Origin of the sequence: Mesorhizobium sp. B2-8-3, from assembly GCF_006440815.1 — a bacterium.
Classification (GTDB): Bacteria; Pseudomonadota; Alphaproteobacteria; order Rhizobiales; family Rhizobiaceae; genus Mesorhizobium.
On record NZ_VFTW01000032.1, the window covers coordinates 1 to 17,679 of the forward strand.

The window sequence follows — 17,679 nt, forward strand, 5'->3', positions numbered from 1 at the left end:
CGCGGTCGCCTGCTGAGCGAAGCCTCGACCTGGCTGGAGAGCCGCGGCGACGATCTCAACGACGCCGAGCGCGCCTTTATCAAGGCAAGCCAGGACCACGCCCGGCAAGAGGCCGAGGAAGAGCTCGAGCAAGCACACGAACGCGAGCGACTGGCGAACGAGCTTGCAAAGGCCGCGCAAGAGAGCGCCGACACTCGCGGGCGTGCGCTGCAGGACGGCGAAATCGCTCGCAAGCGACAGAAGCGCATGAACAACTGGCTGCGCGGCGTCGTTGCCCTGCTGCTGATCGCGTTGATCGCCGGTGGGTACTTCTTCAAGGACAATGTGACCCAGCGGAATCGGGCTGACACTGCCCGTGACGCGGCGGAAGTGACAGCGCAGGAGGCCAAGGGCCGCCAGCTAGGTGCCGAAGCCTCGGGTTTGCAGGGGGGCGGGCAAGATTCAGCAAGCGCTGAAAGAGCCGCTGCGCTTGCGATCGAGGGCTGGCGACGCTTTCCAACCGACGCCGCGTTTCAAGCAGCCGCCACAGCACTGCGCGAACTGCCGGAGTACAGCATCAAGCACGGCGGCCAAGTCAATGCCGTCGCCTTCAGCCCGAAGGGCAACCTGCTCGCCACCGCCAGTGACGATGGCAGCGCGCGGCTGATAAGCATCGCTGACGGCAGCGAGGCAGTCCGTATCGAGCACGGCAGCGAGGTCCACGCCGTCGCCTTCAGCCCTAACGGTGAACTGCTCGCCACTGGCAGCGAGGACGGAACCGCGCGGTTGATCCGCACCGCCGACGGCAGTGAGGCGGCCCGCATCGAGCATGGCAAAAGGGTCAAGGCGGTTGTCTTCAGCCCGAAGGGCGACCTGCTCGCCACCGCCAGCGACGACGGCAGCGCGAGGCTCATCCGCACCGCCGACGGCAAAGAGGTGGCGCGTATTGAGCATGATAGCTCGGTCAATGCCGTTGCCTTCAGCCCGAAAGGTGACCTGCTTGTCAGCGGCAGCCAAAACGGCACAGCCCGGCTGACCCGCACCGCCGACGCCAAAGAGATGGCCCGCATTGAGCATGATGGCCCGGTCAATGCCGTCGCGTTTGGCCCGAAGGGCGACATGTTCGCAACGGCCAGCGAAGACGGCAGCGCACGGCTGATCCGCCCCGCCGACGGCAAAGAGGTGGCGCGTATTGAGCATGATAGCCCGGTCAATGCCATCGCCTTCAGCCCGAACGGCGACCTCCTCGCGACTGCCAGCTGGGGCGGCAGCGCGCGGCTGATTCGCACCGCCGACGCCAAGGAGGTGATCCGCATCGATCACGGCGGTCCGTTGTGGGGCGTCGCCTTCAGCCCGAAAGGGGACATTCTCGTCATCGGTAGCGACGACGGTAGCGCGAGGCTGATTCAAACCATAGGAGGGAAAGAGGTAGCCCGCATCGATCACGACGGCCCGGTCCGCGCCGTCGCCTTCAGTCCCAAAGGCGACCTCCTCGTCACAGGCAGCGACTACAGCGCGCGGCTGGTCCGTACAGCCGACGACAGCCAGGTGACGGGCATTGAGCACGGCGGGCCGGCGTGGAGCGTCGCCTTCAGCGCCAATGGCGATCTCTTGGCCATCGGCAGCAACGATGGCAGTGCGCGGCTGATCAACACCGCCGACGGCAAACAGGTGGCGCGCATCGATCACAGTGGCCCGGTAAGGAGCGTCGCCTTGAGCCCGAAGGGCGACCTTTTCGCCACCGGTAGCGTCGACGGGAGCGCCCGGCTGATTCGCACCGTCGACGGCAAAGAGGTAGTCCGCATCAAGCATGATGGCCCGGTGTGGAGTGTCGCCTTCAGCCCCAATGGCGAACTCTTGGCCACCGGCAGCAACGATGGTAGCGCGCGGTTGATCAACACCACTGACGGCAAAGAGGTGGTCCGCATCGATCACGATCAGGCAGTACGAGACGTTGCGTTCAGCCCGAAGGGCGATCTGCTGGCCACCGCCAGTTGGTACGGCGGCGCGCGGCTGATCAGCACTGCCGACGGCGGTGAGGCGGCTCGTATCGAACACGGCGAGGCGGTCTTGGTTGTCGCCTTCAGCCCGAACGGCGACCTATTCGCCACCGGCGGCGACGATGGCAGCGCCCAGCTGATCCACAGCGCCGACGGCAAAGTGGTGGCTACCATCCACCCCCTCGTTCATGTCCTGAGCAGCGGTGTGATACGGGTCGGCGGCGCGGTATGGGCCCTCGCCTTCAGCCCGGACAACAGCCTTCTTGCTATCGGTAGCGACGATGGCAGCGCCCGGTTGATCCGCACTGCCGACGGCAGTGAAGCGGCCCGCATCGAGCATGGCGGCCCGGTCAAAGCCTTTGCCTTCAATTCCAAGGGTGACCTCTTGGCCACCGCCAGCTCGGACGGTAGTGCGCGGCTGATCCGAATTGTCGACCTCAATGAGGAGGCTCGTGTGGAACATGGTGGCCGGGTCAATGCCGTGGCCTTCAGCCCGAGGGACGACCTTCTAGCCACCGCAAGTGAGGATGGCGGCGTACGTCTGTTGTTAACCCCGGAGCGAGTGTTCGACAGGCTTTGCACAGAGCGCGTCGGCCGAAATCTGTCGGCGCAGGAATGGCAGCAGCACATCGGACCAGTGCAGGACTGGATGCCGACCTGTCGGGAGTGGACGAGCGAACCGTCGCTTCTCGCAGCCTGGCAGGCGCGCAATGGAGGACAGAACTGACGCGTCTGAGCCGACAGTTTTTGCAGGGAGCAACAACCACAGGACATGCAACGAGAAGTTGCCTGATCCGAGGCTCGGGATCGCTAACCGCCCGATCGAACCAAAGGCCTCGCCCGGCCCCATTGGCCGTAGCCGCAGCTCTGACGCATTTTTTGATCTTTAAGCGAACCAACGCGACGGCAGCGGACGATCACACTGTATAGCTGATGGCCGCATAGTACTTCATGGCATAACTCGCCACGAGTTCCGCCCTGTCCTTGCCGTTGATTATCCTTCTAGCTTTTACCCAGTCGGCTTTGGCGCCTTCAAAATAGTCGGCCAGCTTGCTACCCGTAAATGTCCCGTTGATCATCCCTCTAAAGAGGATCGCCGTGGCCAATTCCGGCTGGAGAACCAGATCCGGCTTTGCGGTCAGATCGGTGTCAAAAAGACGTCCCCAGGTGATGTAATTGGCTCTGCCGGTGAGCTGGACAAAACCGCGTCCGCAAAAACGAACCCCATCGCCCCTTTCGGTGTTGCCAAGCCGCCTCGCAACGTCGGGACGTTGTCCATAGGGGTCGTACATGTTGAAGAAGTACTTTGGCCCCCCAAATTCTGTGATGGGTTGCATCGTTCTGCCAGTTTCATGATGAACTGTTCCCAGCGCATAGGCCAGCCATCGATCATCCTGCGCGGCATAACCCGCGCTCCACTTTGCCAGTATGATATTCAATCCACCAGCTTGACCGGAAGACATTCTCCCGTCGAATAGATGGAGGCGAACAAAGTCGAAAAAGAACCTCGAATTCAATGGTCCAGACATCGTTCCCCCCGAAACAAACGGCAGAAGTCCCTTTAGCGTAATTCGCTAGCAGCTTTGTCCAGGTAATTCTACCGTTCTAACGCAAGCTAAGCAACACAGCGAGTGACAGGAATGTTCCGACTCCATTGGCCATTGCGCCACCCGCAAAGCTATCGGGGAAAAAAGCGCGTTGCCCGCCGAGGCGGCATCCCGATAACGCCTGTTCTCTCAGGTCGGGGTGTTATCGAGAGGTAAGCTGGACTCAATAGAGGGCAAGCTTCCCCGCATCGCGAGCAGCACTGATCACCACAAAGTTGGCACCAGGGGCACCGGTCTTGAAATTCGGTTATAGCCGTCCTCACCCGCCCCTAGTCATCCCGCCATGTCATTACGTTTCAGTTGCTTACGCTGCTTTTTTCTCGCCGTGTCATGTCTTGTTTTCTTTCGTGCTACCGAATTGGGTAGCAAAATGGTAGCAACGCGTTCACCCATCGTTCCGGGGCGAAGGAGGGTCAAAACCTCACAGATGAGTACACCCAACCTGCGAATGCGCGACAACGACACAATGGAATTGCTGCGCGAGATGGAGCTCCGCCTTCGCGAGAGCGAATTTTGGCGCAGTAAGCCCAAGGGCGCGGAAGCGGCCATCCGGCGGCTTTACCTGACAGGGGCCGGCGACTGCGGCGGCTCTGACTGGCCGCTCGATGAGCTGCAAGAGGAGATTGACGCCCGAATTGCGGCTGAGCACGCGCAGGAGCGCAAATTTGAAGCGATGTGGAAGCGCGACGCTGAATTGGCGCGGTCAGTCGACTGGCGACACCTTAGCGAACCGTGAGAAAGGGCCTCGTGGCTCAAGGAGCGTGCGGCCGATTAATCATCTTGGACAAGGAAATATGGTGCCAGCACGGGCCAACTCAGTCCCCAAAGCCAGTTGATTCTGCCTTGAATTTCAGCTGCTTCGCATTGTCCCGGATCACGTCAATGTCTCCGTCGGGAAAGCCCGCGTCCGACAAGGCTTCGATGTCGAGCGTCAATTTCACCCGGGTGCCCGGCTGTCGTTGGAGTTCGGCGACGACTGCGTTGACGATCGACTCGAATGAGCGAATTGGCCTTGAGGGGTCTATCTCCACAACGCCGAAGAAGCGGTGCGCTTGGGTTTTCACGGGTTCGACAGTCGAGCCGCCTGCGGGACCGGCGGCTCCTCCGCCACTAGAAGCTCCTGTTGTGGTTGCGGCATTTGCCGCGGTTGCTTTTGGCTGCGACGCTGCTGACACCACATCCTTTCGAATGATGACCGCCCTGTCAGAAAAGGACGTCGGCGCAAACCTTCCAAAGACAATTCCTTCGTAGGTGGCTGTCTCGCTGTTGTAGGAATCCGCGTAGCCGAACATCGGGTCCGTGGTGGACACGCCCTCCGCGATTGCGCTCTCCAGTACGGCTGCGTCGCGTAGCTTCGGCAGATAGACGTATGACGCGAACCACTCCTTGAGATCGGCGATTGATACATGGGGCTGCTCGGCGGGCCACAAGTTCTGTAGCTTGGCTGAAAGCATACGTGGACCGAGCGTATCCTTCACAATACTGTCGCCCCGCGAAGAGAGCTTTTCATAGACCGACGCCGCGATGGACGGACGATCTCTCGCCAGCAACGTGGTCTGGGCAATTTCAAATGGACGCCCATCGAGCGCGGCTTCTTCCTTTTCGGCATATAGGATGTGAATCCATGCAGAGCGGACGGCCTTGTCCGCAGAATCGCGATTGGACCGCGCCCGCTCGGAAACGTCTTCGATTTGGCCCTGCGTCAATTGCTTGCGAAGGTCGCCTTTGTCAGCCTCCTTCTCTATCGATGACCAAGCTAGGGACTTTCTGACGACCTCGCGTGCTGTTGCCAGAGAGGCCTCGTCGGCGGCCGCGAAAATGAGAGTATTTCGATAGCGCCGCTGGGCCGAACGACAACGGGTCAGCGCGTCGGCAGCCGCTTCTAGGGCGGGCGAGCTTGGAGCGCCCTTGGTGTGTATACTGGCCGGCAGAAGAATGACGAGCGCGAGCGACGCCGCCTCATCAACGCTACTAGGGGAGTCAGGTGCCGCATGGACCTTCGAGAAGCCGGTGTTTCGCTGGGTGTTCTCTGTCGAGAGAATGCGGATGATTTCGGCGTCAACCTCGTGCGCCGGATAGGCCTTGGCGCGCTCATCTGCCAACCGGTTTAGGGTCGGCTGCGTCGAGAACCAGTAGCGGCCGGCGTCCTCGTAGAGGTACGTCGCCTTTTCGTGCAATTCACGCAGAGCTTCTCCGAAAATGGCCAGCTGATCACCGGGTTCGGCGGACGCAAGGCGAATGGCCTGACCGGTGACACCGTGATGCGGCTGGCCAACCGTCGGTGCCGAGCAGAGAAACACCGCGCGTGCGGCGCGCGTCGCGGCCCGTGCCTGGGAAATGCGGCGGGTCGTCACCGACTCCATGCGCGCCGGTAAAGAGCCGTCGCCATCAACTTCGCTGTCGATCACTGCGGAATAGGCCGGGTCGAGCGGATAGATCGCAGAGGCTTTCACACGCTCGTCAGCCAGCGGAACACGAGCGGGCAGAATGAGCGCGTCACGGGTGCGCTGCTGCCACAACACGCTGACGACATTGGCCATGAAGCGCAGAACGCCGCGCGTGCGCTGAAAGTTGTCAAGCGTCGACCAGTCTTTCGATAGCCGTTCAAACAGCTCCGGATGGATCGGATAGGATAGCTTCAGGAGTTCCTGGTATCGCGGCTCCTTCGCATACGATGGGAACTCGCCCGGGTTGTTCCGGTAGAGCTGATGGAAGGCCTTCACAGTCTCGTCGCGCGCCTTCTCTCCCTCACCGTCCAGCTCCTGAAAGAGACGACGACGCACGATCTCGTACGTCTCATTGCCATGCGCTGCGAGCCAGGGGGAGCCTGTACGGCCGAACACTCGTTCCAAACGACGCAAGGCGGCCACGCCCTTGTCTCCGCCTGCCTCCTGATCGCTTTCTGGCAGCGAGCCGACGAGCAAGACATTGGGTACCATCTTGGCTGCTTCAGTCAGTGACTGAATGAACGAGAGGAATGCTTCAAAGCGATCATCTGGAAGTTGGCGGGCGAACGCAACGACTTCGTCCAGGAGGATCACGCTCGGGCCGGCGAACCGAAAGACCTCGACCATGAGTTCCGAGCCTGGGTTCGTGCCGCCGCTTTCGGCCTCGCGGATCAGCTCAAGCCCGGTGTCTCCGGCCAGCCGCCAGGCGATGTAGCCCCACAATGTCCGTACCTTCGGCCCATCCTTCAGCACCAGGGAGGAATCGACCCCCTTTGCGGTACCTACGAACACGACGGTCTTCACTGATGGCCAGTTCTTAACCCCAAGCGTGTCGGCGAGGTCGGACACACCTTTGAGAAGACCAAGGTCCCGTGCGTGGGCAAGATGGTACAGCGCCAGCATGGTATGCGTCTTGCCGCCGCCGAAAGATGTCTGGAGGCCAAGCACCGGGTCGCCACCCGCGCCTGTCAGTCGCTCAAGCGCAGTGCGCAAGACACGCCGCAAACCTTCGGTCAGGAAGGTGATGCGGAAGAAGTTTTCCGGCGTCGCGTAGTCGTCGCTGGCGTTGCCCATGTCGACCGCAGCGAGGTCCGCCGCAAACTCCGACTGCTTGTAGCGGTTCGCAATCACATCTGGATGCGGGAAGGCCACCTCGATCCAAGGACGCAGCGCGCCGGCTGGCGTCTCGTCAGGATCGAGACCGAGCGACAATGTGCCAGGCTTGGCTTCAGCAGAAGGTTTGTCTCGCCCGGCAAGCAAGAGCGTGGGACGTGCTGCTGGCTGTGCAGGCACAACTGTCATGGTTAGTTTCGGATCAGCGGGGGCGACCACTGACGGAAAGCCGGATTGTCCCTGCGCGGTGTAAAGGCTGGTGATCTCGTCGATCTCGGCCTTTGGTCCTTTGACGGCGCGCGCGAGGCAGACCATGGCGTCGAGGTATCGCAATGCCTCGGCATCGCTCAGCGGTAGGGCGAGGTGAGATGTGGCGTTCCGTCCATCGAAAGCGGTGGAGGCGAAATTGCGAACCTTGAACTTCTCATTGCGGGCAAAGGCATCATCAAAGACATCCCGCCACTGGTCGAGCATGGTTTTCAGCATGCCGTAAATGTCTAGCGGGTCGCGCGGTCCGGAGCCAGAGGCGCGGCTCGCAAATTGAAGCCACCCCTTGCCATATTTCTTCTCCATCCGCTCGGCGATGAATGAGCCCAATGCCCGTTGCAGATGGTAGAGACCATCTTGAACGCGTCGCAGCGTCTCCTTCTCGTTGCTCATCGATCCTCCCGGATTCGTTACGCGAACAGATCGCCGGTCTCGGCCGGCCGCACTTCATTGAATATGTTGGTCGAACGTTCCAAAAGATGGGGCCATTCCTCGGCAAGCTGGTTGTAGACCAACGCTTCTTGGGCCCAACCCTTGTCTGTAGCGACCTGGAACAGACGATCGAGCAGAGCTCGCGCGTCCGTCGCCTTTGGTCCCATTTCTACGATCAGGCGAGCTGCTGCCTGCGCGCCACCTTCTGCGGCACTGAGTGTTCGAGCAAGATGTTGGACGCATTCCCAGACTGTTAGCCGCCGGTCGCGGATAGGCGACCACCGTGGATCGAGTTCTCCACGCTTAGTCAACGCCGTTCGCCCTTTGAGATCGGCAAACACTTCGGAGGCGAATAGATCGCTAATCGTTGTGTCCTTGGCGTTTGCAAGAGTGATCAGCTCGCCAGAAGGCTTTGGTTCGAAGCCGTAAGAGGAAAACCAGGCGAGTGCCACCTGCGTCTCGGGGTCGAAGCTTGCAACAATCTCGTTGTCGATTTCTTCCCAAGTGCGGTTGATAATCGAAAGCGCCGTTTTGACGGTCATCTTTGAATCATCATCCTCGAGCACTTCCAAATACCGGGTGAAGACGCCCATGCCTGGTCCAATAACCGATTGCTGCATGTCTACCGGCCCAACACCGGCTGCGCGGATTTTTGTTATTGCTGCCGGAAGTTCGCGCCTTAGCGCGGCGATGAAGCCCGCCCTATCGGACCCAAGCGCTAACGTCGGATTAATTTTACGACAAACTAATACAATCGAGGAAGCTAGAGCATTGGCCTTATTGCCGATCAAGCGGCCCGCACTCTCAGTTCGGATAGGCCACGTCCCATCAATCAGCAAACCCGAATCCACAACTCCCTGCAAGAAAGAAGCCCAGCCCGCAGAAGTAATCCCCTCTTCTGCGACCTCTGACTGTTTAAATGCGTAGTAGATTGTTAACGGAATTCCATCCGCCGCCGCCTTTTGCATCGCACCGAGGGTGCGCGACATCCCTTGCATAAAAAATTCTTCGGCCAACTGCCTATTGCCATGTCTTGTCGGAGTCGCGACAAGCTCTGCTTCCTTGGGCGTTGAAAGCCGGCGAAACAAATCAGGCCAAATGTGTTGGAGTGAAATTTTTAGCCAAACATAAAAGAAATCCGATAGATCTGCGTAGCCAATGTTGTCATAGTATGGTGGATCTGTCGAAAAAACAGGCGCTTTAATTTTATAATTGTTTTCAGCCGCATCCTGCAAAGAAACCGATGCAAGACCACCTGCGACTTCCAGAGATTGAATTGCCTTAACGAGATATTCGAGATTGACATCAAAACTTCCGGTGTTGCCTGAGAAAGGATTTATCTCAGCGTAATCCCAGGTCATAGGAAGAGCTTGCCGTGAAAATGTATTCCGCACCTTCGTATTCCACCCAGGGCCTCCGGGGTCCCAGGTGCATATTTGTGACGAACTGTTGGCAACGCTGGAAACATTAAATGCCAAATAAGTCGCGACCGCGTCAGCGTATCCCTCGCGATCTTTATCGGAGTCAAAAGCCCTTTCGACCGTAGCGTCGTGGATTATCTGTTGGCGCGCTTTAGAAACTAGGGACGAAAAGACTTCAAGCGCTAGCTTTTGCCTCTCTGAGAAAATGTCACCAAAAGTCTCAAACCCGTATAGGGATAGATTGACTCGGCTCTTACCAGCCAGCGGAGTATCCACCAACGATTGTGATTTTGCTCGATGTGCAGACGTCTCTTGAACCGTGTCCGGGGACAGATAGATCCTTCCTTTTGGTCCTTCTGCGATTGTCGCCATAAGTGTTTGGCCTAGGCGCTTATTTATGCCTTCGGCCCTAATGTACGAGAACGGAATCGATGTACCAGTGAGGGTACATTTCGCCCCGCTGCTTCGCTGGACATTGCCTTTTCGAAGTTCCTCTTCGTCGTTACGCTCTATTGCCCCTGTATGTGTTTGGAATGCCCACCCATTTGGTTTCGTGGGATCAACCGTTACGCTGGCCCACGCCTTGTTACGCGCCATTCGAGACAGCATCAAAGAAGAATACAGCGGAACCATTGCGCCCTTGGCCGCGGGATCAGGCGAGCGAACCGTGCGTGCCCAGAGCCAAGCGATCACTCTTGCCTCTGAACCGTCGCTTAGTTTTGTGTTCGGATACAGATGACCAATTTGCTTTTCAGCCTCATCCCGCATCCACTTGCCATAATAGCGGACATCATCAGCAAGTCCTTGCGCGCCCTTGCCGTTCCAACTCCCGCCGCGCTTAAGTTCGGACCGCGCCTTTGGATTGACCGGCTGGCGACCAGCAAATCTCGGCGGGATTTCCAGCAACGCTTTGCCGATTAGCACTGCAACCGGGTTCAAGTCCGACCCATAGGCGCGAAGCCCGAGGCGCTGCGCCTCCAACGGAATTGAGCCGCCACCCGAGAAAGGGTCATAGACGGGCGCGGCCTTTTCCTGGAGATAGGCGAGGATCGCGCTGCCGTTGTCCTTCGCTGGCGGTTCCTCCCCTAATCCCCAGGCTACCGAGCGCGCGATTTCCCAGCGCGCTTCGTCCAGGATCGCCTCGTCATTGGATGCCTCCCACGGCACCATTCTTTCGATGACCCGGTGCAAGCGGAGCCTCTCAACTTCCTGCTCCGCTTCCGTTGGAAATTTATCCGGCCAGGATGAGGGATCGTCAACAAGTTGCGCGAATAACACTGCGCGGCACGCTGCTAGCGGGCGACGTGCCCACCACAGATGCAGCGTGGACGGATGGCCGTGGCGGATCGACTTTTCCCGGGCCGAGGCCTTGTTTATCGCTTCCAGCGGGATCGAGACTTCGATGAGCTTCTTGCGGGGAGCCGCTACAGTCATGCCAAAACCCTGTTCTACCCCCTGAGAACAGCCGGTTCGGCTTACGCGTCGCGGATTTTCCTCCTAGGGAATCGAGCCTCAATTCGGCCCAGTGCCTATCGATAGCAGATCGGCCACGTTAAACACCACCGCTGTCTCAGCAAAGCCCAGTTCCCTGTTGAAAAACCGGCGAACATAGACGGGCTGGTGAACAAATCCATCGTTGATCTGCACGATGGCGAGAACAAACGCGTCCGTTGCGTTCAGTGAGGCGAGGATTTCGTTCTTGGTGAGGATGATATCGCGACCAGCCTCATGGCGGCCCTTGACCTCGATGAAGCGCAAATGGCCGGTCGTGCCGTGACGGCTTTCGATATCCCACCCCTTTTTCTCCGCCGAAACATCATGAGGGTGGTGTCCAAGCGCGCGCTCGGCCGCGAAGACAGCGTCCATGGCCCTCCGCTCGCTTTTGGCGCGCAGAATGGGGTCTTCGGCGAAACCATCTGGCGAGAGCCCCTGCGGCGCGGGCTGGAGTGATCTTAATAGCCCCCCCGGCATGATAAGCGCCGCACCCTTCAGAACTGGTGGCATGGCCGAAATTTGTCGCTCGCTGTCGAGTTCCGTCTGACGGCGATAGAGGCGCTCGACAAGGCGCTGAGCGGTTGCTTCCGCGTTCTGTGCGTTAATGCGCTGTTCCTTGCCGGCACGCTCCTCTTCTCGAAGCCTCGCCGCGCGCGCATCCCAATAGTTAATTTCACGAGTTAGCCGCGCGCGCACCTCCCGTTCGATCTTGTCGATCTCGCCAACACGCCTGCTACGGACTTGATTGAGATGGCTCGGAACGAGAGTTCCGATTGCATAGGCCATCGCCTGCTTCTCGACATTGGCGGAAAGCCAGGAGGCCTTCATCTGGTCGGCCACAAGGTTGCGCTCACCGACAGTTATAGGTCGGCAATCGAGATAAGGGGCCGGCCCCCCGTCAAACGCGTTTCCGTTAGATTTTAAAAATACAAATTGTAAGCGTTGCGAGATGGCTCGTGGCTCGCCTGATCGGTTCGTGCGCCCGTCGCGGATGGCGTGCTCAAGGTAGACCAAGAGCTTGGGTTCAAGGCTATCGTCGGAATCATCGACCAACACTGCGCCCTGCGCGAGCAGCGGCTGGTACCGCTCCAGTATCACATCAACGAGAGCCTCCAGCATTGGATGGCCCGGCGCGAGAAGTTCGGCCTGCGGCTGGCCGGCGATCAGGGACTTCTCGAACGTGACCCGCGCATATCGATCAAGTATCGGATCGGCCCTGCCGATCAGCCTGTCTCTTTCCTTCAGAATTGGTGGGACGCGCAGGATTTCATAGCGACCCTTCTCCCGCTCCGACATGCGTCCGCCTAAGTTCGCGAACGCCTCACGGAAGAAAGAGCCAATGAAATGCGGTTGCAAGCGTCGGGCCGCAGCACGCTCCATCTGCTCGCGTATCTCGGCTACCGAGCTGGCAGACATGCCCTCGGAGGTCAGCTTCCGTTCCTCGACGAGCTTCTCGATGGCGTCGACATCCACCGCGCCCTCAACCTTTCGGAACAACTCAGCCTTCTTCTCGGGGCTGTCACTGAAGCGGATGGCTTCGACCAATAGGTCACGCAAGGCATGGCCTTCAAAAAGTTCCCCCAACACGTCGTAGACACGCCCACCTAGAGCCTTCCGGGCTTCCTCCAGCTTTTCGAGGAGCCGCCTGTAAACTTCGCCCTCACGCGTATTGGCGGCGCAAAGGTTCCAGAGGTGGCATGTCATCGTTTGGCCGATGCGGTGGATGCGGCCGAAACGCTGTTCCAACCTGTTCGGATTCCACGGGAGATCGTAGTTCACCATGAGGTGCGCGCCCCGCTGGAGATTTACACCCTCGCCAGCTGCGTCATTGGCGATCATCACCCGTACGACCGGATCGGAGTTGAAGGCTGCGATCGCGGCGCGTCTTGCCTCGCGCGCAACCCCACCATGGATCACGACCACGGCGGCCGAATCGCCGATACGGGTCGCGATTCTGTGCTGGAGGTATTCCAGCGTGTCCTTTGGCTCCGTGAAAATGAGGACCTTGCGCCGCGTACCTGTCGACGGATCAGTCATCATCGGTTCGTCGAGGATGGCCTCAAGCTCCCGCCACTTCGTGTCGAGGCCAGACAACTTCAGTTTTAGTGCGCGCTCCTCCAAATCTCTCAGGATCGCGATCTCCGTCTCAAGCTCCCCAATAGTGCCAGCCGCAGTGGCCTGATCGAGAATCTGTTCCTCGGCGGCCTCGGCTTCCGCCCCTGGCACCTCGTCAGGATCGTCGGGGTCGAAAACTGGCAAATTCGGGGTGCCAATCGCAAATGCGCCGCGCATTGTCCTTGCTTCGCGCAGGCGCTCTTCCATCCGCCTACGTCTTCTCTCCAGAGAACGATGGATCGCGGCCGGAGATGATGCGAGGCGGCGTTGGAGAATTTGCAGCGCGAACCCCACGTTTGATCGACGCTTATCGTCTCCCGAGCGATCAGCACGGTTCATCTCTTCGCGAACGTAGGTCGTCACGGCCTGATAGAGGTCTGCCTCTAAGGGAGACAGATCGTAGCTGGCGGTATATGCGTGTCGGTCGGGGAAGAGCTTGGTGCCGTCAAATCGGTAGAGTTCTTCCTTAGTCAGCCTACGCATCATGTCGGACACGTCGGCCTTATGAACACCTTCGCGGAAACGGCCTTCAAAACGGTCGGCGTCTAGCAACCCCATGAATAGCTGGAAATCGGCTTCTTTGCCGTTGTGTGGGGTGGCGGACATCAGCAGAAAATTTCTAGTGCGTGACCCGAGCAATTTGCCGAGCTTGTGTCGCTGTGTTTCCTTGATCTCTCCGCCGTAGTAAGACGCCGCCATCCGATGCGCCTCGTCGCAAATGATCAGGTCCCATTCAGGCGACGCGTCCAGCTTGGCTTTTAGTTCGTCAGACCGCGATGCCATATCGAGCCGAACGATAAGGCGATTTCGTTCGATGAAGGGGTTGCCAGTCACCGAGGCCTCGATCTGATCACGGGTCAGCAGGTCAAAGTACAGACCGAACTTGTCAGCAAGTTCCTCCTGCCACTGCTCGACCAAGCTACCCGGAGCCACGATTAGGCAACGGTCGAGATCGCCTCGAATGAGCAGTTCCTTGATCAGCAGTCCAGCCATCACTGTCTTGCCAGCGCCGGGATCATCGGCCAGCAGGAAACGGAGCGGCTGACGCGGAAGCATCTCGCCATAAACGGCGGTGATTTGGTGAGGCAGTGCTTCGATCTGGGAGGCGGATACCGCCAGGTAAGGGTCGAAAAGATGGGCTAACCGAATGCGGTAAGCCTCAGAGGCCAGTTTCAGCAACTGGCCATCCGCCTCGAATGAGTAGCTGGCACCGGTCTTGATAATCTCAAGATTGACGTCCTCTCCACGATAGAGAAGGCGTTCCGAAATATTTCCTTCCAGGCGGTAGGCAATGTTCGCAGCGTCATCGCCGTAGCGAAAGACCGTAATAACCTCTGCGGGACCGGGGCCACCTAGTCCCCTTAGCCATGTGCCTGGCTTAATGTCGTCGAAAATACTCATCGCAAATTCAATGCCAAAGGAATCTTAAAAGCTCGTCTAGCCTATCGGGGAAAAAAGCGCATTGCCAACCTTACCGGTGCTGCGTCCGCTACACCTAATCCGGGTCGCAGTAAGTGGATTCTTTCAGAGGTAAGCGTGCTCTATAGAGGGCAAGCATGCCCACATCGCGAGCAGCCGTGCTGGGTTCGCCCGGCAACGCAAGTTCGATTTTCCGACCTAGCACGCGCGACCGCTTTTTCTTCTGATCCCGCTCCGAGCCGCTGCAAGTTAATGACGTGGGCTGCTACTCGCGCCGTGTCTATGGCCTCAAGAGTTGATGCTATGCTTGGCACCCCTCCCGTGTGCTCCTCTCGCGTCACAGCTGCTAGGATGTGGGCGGCTCCCTCCAGCCCAAGGAGTGTGGCTCCAATCGCTGCAGACACATGATCGTAGCCTACGGCTAGATCGGTCGGGATAGGCCCAAGGGGCATCACCGGACATCCCGCCTGCCGCATTTGACGAGCTAAGGACCTGATCGCCCCTGGCGCGGCATGCCCTGGCCCCTCGATCACTACCGAGCAGCCTTCAGCCAACAATTGTGCCGCAAGATCAGCTTGCATACGGAGTTCCATCCGCTGCGCGCGGTCATCGGCGTCTAGAACCGTCGCCGAACGGAAGGTCGCTCCAATGCTTATCGTTACGCCAAGTCGTTTTGCCAGCGATATTAGGTCCGGCAGGATAGCAAGGTAGGCGTTTTCTGCCGAAGTTCCGGCTAGCAGGTCTCGGATAATGAGACCGCCTCCTCGTGAGGTCCAAGGCAAGCCGCGATCCTGCCGGGCGATAGCTACGATCGCCTTGGTAGCTGTCGGGTGGACGGTGATCATACCAACTCCACCTTCCATTTGCTCGACCGCCCGATCGAGCAGAGCCTTTCGATCTAGCCGATCACTGACAGACGGCGCCGTGTAGATCGGTAGCGTGGCGGCAGGGAGGCCAGTTTCGACAATTCGACGCCAGAGCGGTTTAGGCGATGGTCTTATGCTCAAATCGGCTACTATGTCGGGACGGTGGGGATGGGCGGCTAAACGAAATATCTTCTCGCTCTCCAATCCCTCATCGCGGCGGCTGGTCGTCCCAACGAGTGCCATGACGCGAACCGGCTCGGTATCTCCGACTACCACCGTGCCGTTCGGGCCAGGAATTCTAGCTAATGCGGCCATGGCGGCATATCGGAAAGCAGACATTCGACGATGTCCGTTGCGCTCAACTTCAAGGCTTCTGCCTTGGGGATATAGCCCGGCGCGCGCTTGTCGAGATCGGCAGCAATCTGAGGATCGCGGATAAGCGAAAGAGCTGAGCCGGTCGTAGAAAGAGGCACAGGGACTATGCAGCACCCTAGCTCCTTGGCAAGCTCTACCTCCGCCTGAGTTCCCATGCCGCCGTCGAACGCCAAAACAGAATGAGCCTGCCGAAGCAGCGAGCTGCGCCACTCCTTTAGTAGCGGCAAAAGGCGAGGGTCGCTCGAAAATTTTGGATTGGACGAGTAGGGATTTGGAAAGAAACGCAGCCGCTCATTAAGGTCGACCTGCTGCTCTACGCAAGCCGTTTGAAACGCAGAAAGCAAATCGCGGCTAATTCCCGCTGACTGACCATCGAGCAATATGGTGCGAGATTGCATCGGATCAGCCAGTGATTTTCCGACCTCAGACGCAAGTGCACTACTGTCTTTGTGGGACCCCGTCACGTAGACTGTCGGCCCGCGCGAACGCCGCGCTATGCGCGCCACAGTTTGCTCTACAGCATCGTAGCCAGGCATGAGCACGCATTTTATGCCAATGCGTGCCAGGTCGGCTCTCCACAGCTCTTGCCGCCCAGCCTTTTCCGCGTCGGCTGTGTCCTGTGCTGCTGTGAGCATGAAGTGTGGATGACTAGCCCGCTCGGCTAGCCGACGAGCTTCGAGGAGAACAGTTCGAACATTTGGATCACCATAGCCATACCCAACGAACAAGAAACTCTTGCCAAGCAAATTAGATTGCAAACGGGCCGTCGTCGCGGGCCGCTTGTATGCATAGTCCTCAAAGTCCTCCGACGCGATGACAAATTCCGCTGGGCTCGATACACCGAAAGACCCATGCGCCTTTACCACCTCAGTCGTGCCAGGTTCGGCTAGTTCCACCATATCGCTTTCGCGAATGCGAACCCGGTATCGAAGGCTCGCCTGTGCAAGGGCGGCCTCGATGAGATGGTCGTAGTTGGTTGTCCAAATGGTGCCCACGTTGCTGCGAGCAATCTGGTGGTGATAGAAGTTTGGTCTTGCAGCGCCGCCGAGGGTCTGGCGAAGGTGCTGAACCAACGGGCCTTTGTTGCCGCTCATCTTGTTGACGTAATACTGCGCAATCGCGGGCAGGTCATCGTTGGCTGTGACTGTGATCCCAAGCTCTTGTCCAAGTGGCTTCAGAAGGTCCACCCAACCCGACAAAGCGGAGGGGCGAGACGTTCCGGCTCCTACGAACCAAGCTGCATTCCCATGAAACGCCGCCCGAGAGAAACTGTTGACGAGATTTTCCAGCTCTGCCGACATCGTGCTGCCCTCTTATATTCGCGTCGGAAGGTAGCTACTGGGTTTCATTCTCATCTAGACAATCTCCTGTTAGGTCCCTCGACGATCGATGGCGCGAATCGGGACCGTGTAGACAACCTTTCCGTCATATCGGGCAAGAGAAGCTCCCCCCGCCGAGCTGTTAGGAGACGCGCCGCCGTTCGGGAAGGCGCTTCGACAGCCGACTTAGCGTCGATCGAGAGCAGCCAGTGGCATCAATGATACCGTTCCAGCTTTGGCCGCCTTTTAGCATGTTCACGATAGCAGCATTGCGCTTCGCATCTTCGGGGCGGCCTCGATAATGACCGCTGCTCTTCGCCTTCTCGATACCTTGCGATTGACGGCGACGGCGGTCCTCGTAATCCTTCCTGGCGATAGCAGCAAGCATGTCGAGCATCATCCCATTGATCGCTCCGAACATGCGGCCGGTGAACTCGTCGCACAAGCTTGTCATCATTGTGTGAGAGGTCGGAAGGTCCAGCGCAACCACGCGCACCTTGCGATCGTCTATCTCGCGTTTGAGGCGATCCCAATCGGCCGCGTTTAGTCGGCTCAAACGGTCGACTTGCTCGATCAGGAGGATATCGCCGGCCTGACAGTCCGACAGAAGCCGAAACAGCTCCGGGCGTTGGAGCGATGCGCCGCTCTCGTTTTCAGTGTAGGTAGCGGCGATTGCCAGCCCCTTTTCCTTAGCGAACGCTTGAAGATCCGTTCTTGCCCGCTCTGCGTCCTGGTCCTTGGTTGATGCTCGGAGATATGCGCGTACGAACATGAATAAGTCTCCGGTTCGATTTAAGTGGTTCCCAAATACGCGGTTCGATTTGA

The 17,679-nt window shown here is 58.8% G+C and carries 9 protein-coding genes; 2 read left to right on the forward strand and 7 right to left on the reverse strand.

Annotated features, from left to right (window positions below):
- Window positions 1–2,706 (forward strand): hypothetical protein (locus tag FJ418_RS28705; RefSeq protein ID WP_210243168.1); only part of this gene is annotated, 2,706 nt, incomplete at its 5' end.
- Between the two features lie 190 nt (window positions 2,707–2,896).
- On the opposite strand, the gene FJ418_RS28710 is transcribed toward FJ418_RS28705, so the two are convergent.
- Window positions 2,897–3,508 carry a hypothetical protein gene (locus FJ418_RS28710; RefSeq protein ID WP_140871477.1) on the reverse strand — a complete coding sequence of 204 codons (612 nt, stop codon included), beginning with the start codon at window positions 3,506–3,508 and terminating at the stop codon, window positions 2,897–2,899.
- 526 nt (window positions 3,509–4,034) lie between these two features.
- Here FJ418_RS28710 and FJ418_RS28715 point away from each other — a divergent pair.
- Window positions 4,035–4,322 (forward strand): hypothetical protein, encoded by a 288-nt coding sequence (locus tag FJ418_RS28715; RefSeq protein ID WP_140871480.1) that lies wholly within the window; start codon window positions 4,035–4,037, stop codon window positions 4,320–4,322.
- A gap of 79 nt (window positions 4,323–4,401) precedes the next feature.
- Here the strand turns inward: FJ418_RS28715 and FJ418_RS28720 are convergent, their stop codons facing one another.
- From FJ418_RS28720 to FJ418_RS28745, 6 genes are all read right to left on the reverse strand, one after another.
- A complete protein-coding gene (locus tag FJ418_RS28720) occupies window positions 4,402–7,806 on the reverse strand; it encodes a DUF499 domain-containing protein (protein WP_140871483.1) in 3,405 nt (1,134 codons plus the stop codon).
- A gap of 17 nt (window positions 7,807–7,823) precedes the next feature.
- Window positions 7,824–10,700 carry a DUF1156 domain-containing protein gene (locus FJ418_RS28725; RefSeq protein ID WP_140871486.1) on the reverse strand — a complete coding sequence of 959 codons (2,877 nt, stop codon included), beginning with the start codon at window positions 10,698–10,700 and terminating at the stop codon, window positions 7,824–7,826.
- A gap of 78 nt (window positions 10,701–10,778) precedes the next feature.
- Window positions 10,779–14,276 carry a helicase-related protein gene (locus tag FJ418_RS28730; RefSeq protein WP_140871489.1) on the reverse strand — a complete coding sequence of 1,166 codons (3,498 nt, stop codon included), beginning with the start codon at window positions 14,274–14,276 and terminating at the stop codon, window positions 10,779–10,781.
- Between the two features lie 140 nt (window positions 14,277–14,416).
- Complete coding sequence (locus FJ418_RS28735) at window positions 14,417–15,499, reverse strand: phosphomethylpyrimidine synthase ThiC (RefSeq protein WP_348643130.1); 1,083 nt, start codon at window positions 15,497–15,499, stop codon at window positions 14,417–14,419.
- Window positions 15,463–16,836, reverse strand: a complete 1,374-nt coding sequence (locus FJ418_RS28740; protein ID WP_140871495.1) for an SIR2 family protein — start codon at window positions 16,834–16,836, stop codon at window positions 15,463–15,465. Before FJ418_RS28740 ends, FJ418_RS28735 begins: the two co-directional genes overlap by 37 nt.
- 160 nt (window positions 16,837–16,996) lie before the next feature.
- A complete protein-coding gene (locus tag FJ418_RS28745) occupies window positions 16,997–17,626 on the reverse strand; it encodes a recombinase family protein (protein ID WP_140871498.1) in 630 nt (209 codons plus the stop codon).
- Between the last annotated feature and the right edge of the window lie 53 nt (window positions 17,627–17,679).

Coding starts and splice junctions, on each gene's coding strand:
- FJ418_RS28745 (WP_140871498.1), bottom strand. CDS start 17,626: ATGTTCGTACGCGCATATCTCCGAGCATCAACCAAGGACCAGGACGCA.
- FJ418_RS28720 (WP_140871483.1), bottom strand. CDS start 7,806: ATGAGCAACGAGAAGGAGACGCTGCGACGCGTTCAAGATGGTCTCTAC.
- FJ418_RS28710 (WP_140871477.1), bottom strand. CDS start 3,508: ATGTCTGGACCATTGAATTCGAGGTTCTTTTTCGACTTTGTTCGCCTC.
- FJ418_RS28715 (WP_140871480.1), top strand. CDS start 4,035: ATGCGCGACAACGACACAATGGAATTGCTGCGCGAGATGGAGCTCCGC.
- FJ418_RS28735 (WP_348643130.1), bottom strand. CDS start 15,499: ATGTCTGCTTTCCGATATGCCGCCATGGCCGCATTAGCTAGAATTCCT.
- FJ418_RS28725 (WP_140871486.1), bottom strand. CDS start 10,700: ATGACTGTAGCGGCTCCCCGCAAGAAGCTCATCGAAGTCTCGATCCCG.
- FJ418_RS28740 (WP_140871495.1), bottom strand. CDS start 16,836: ATGTCGGCAGAGCTGGAAAATCTCGTCAACAGTTTCTCTCGGGCGGCG.
- FJ418_RS28730 (WP_140871489.1), bottom strand. CDS start 14,276: ATGAGTATTTTCGACGACATTAAGCCAGGCACATGGCTAAGGGGACTA.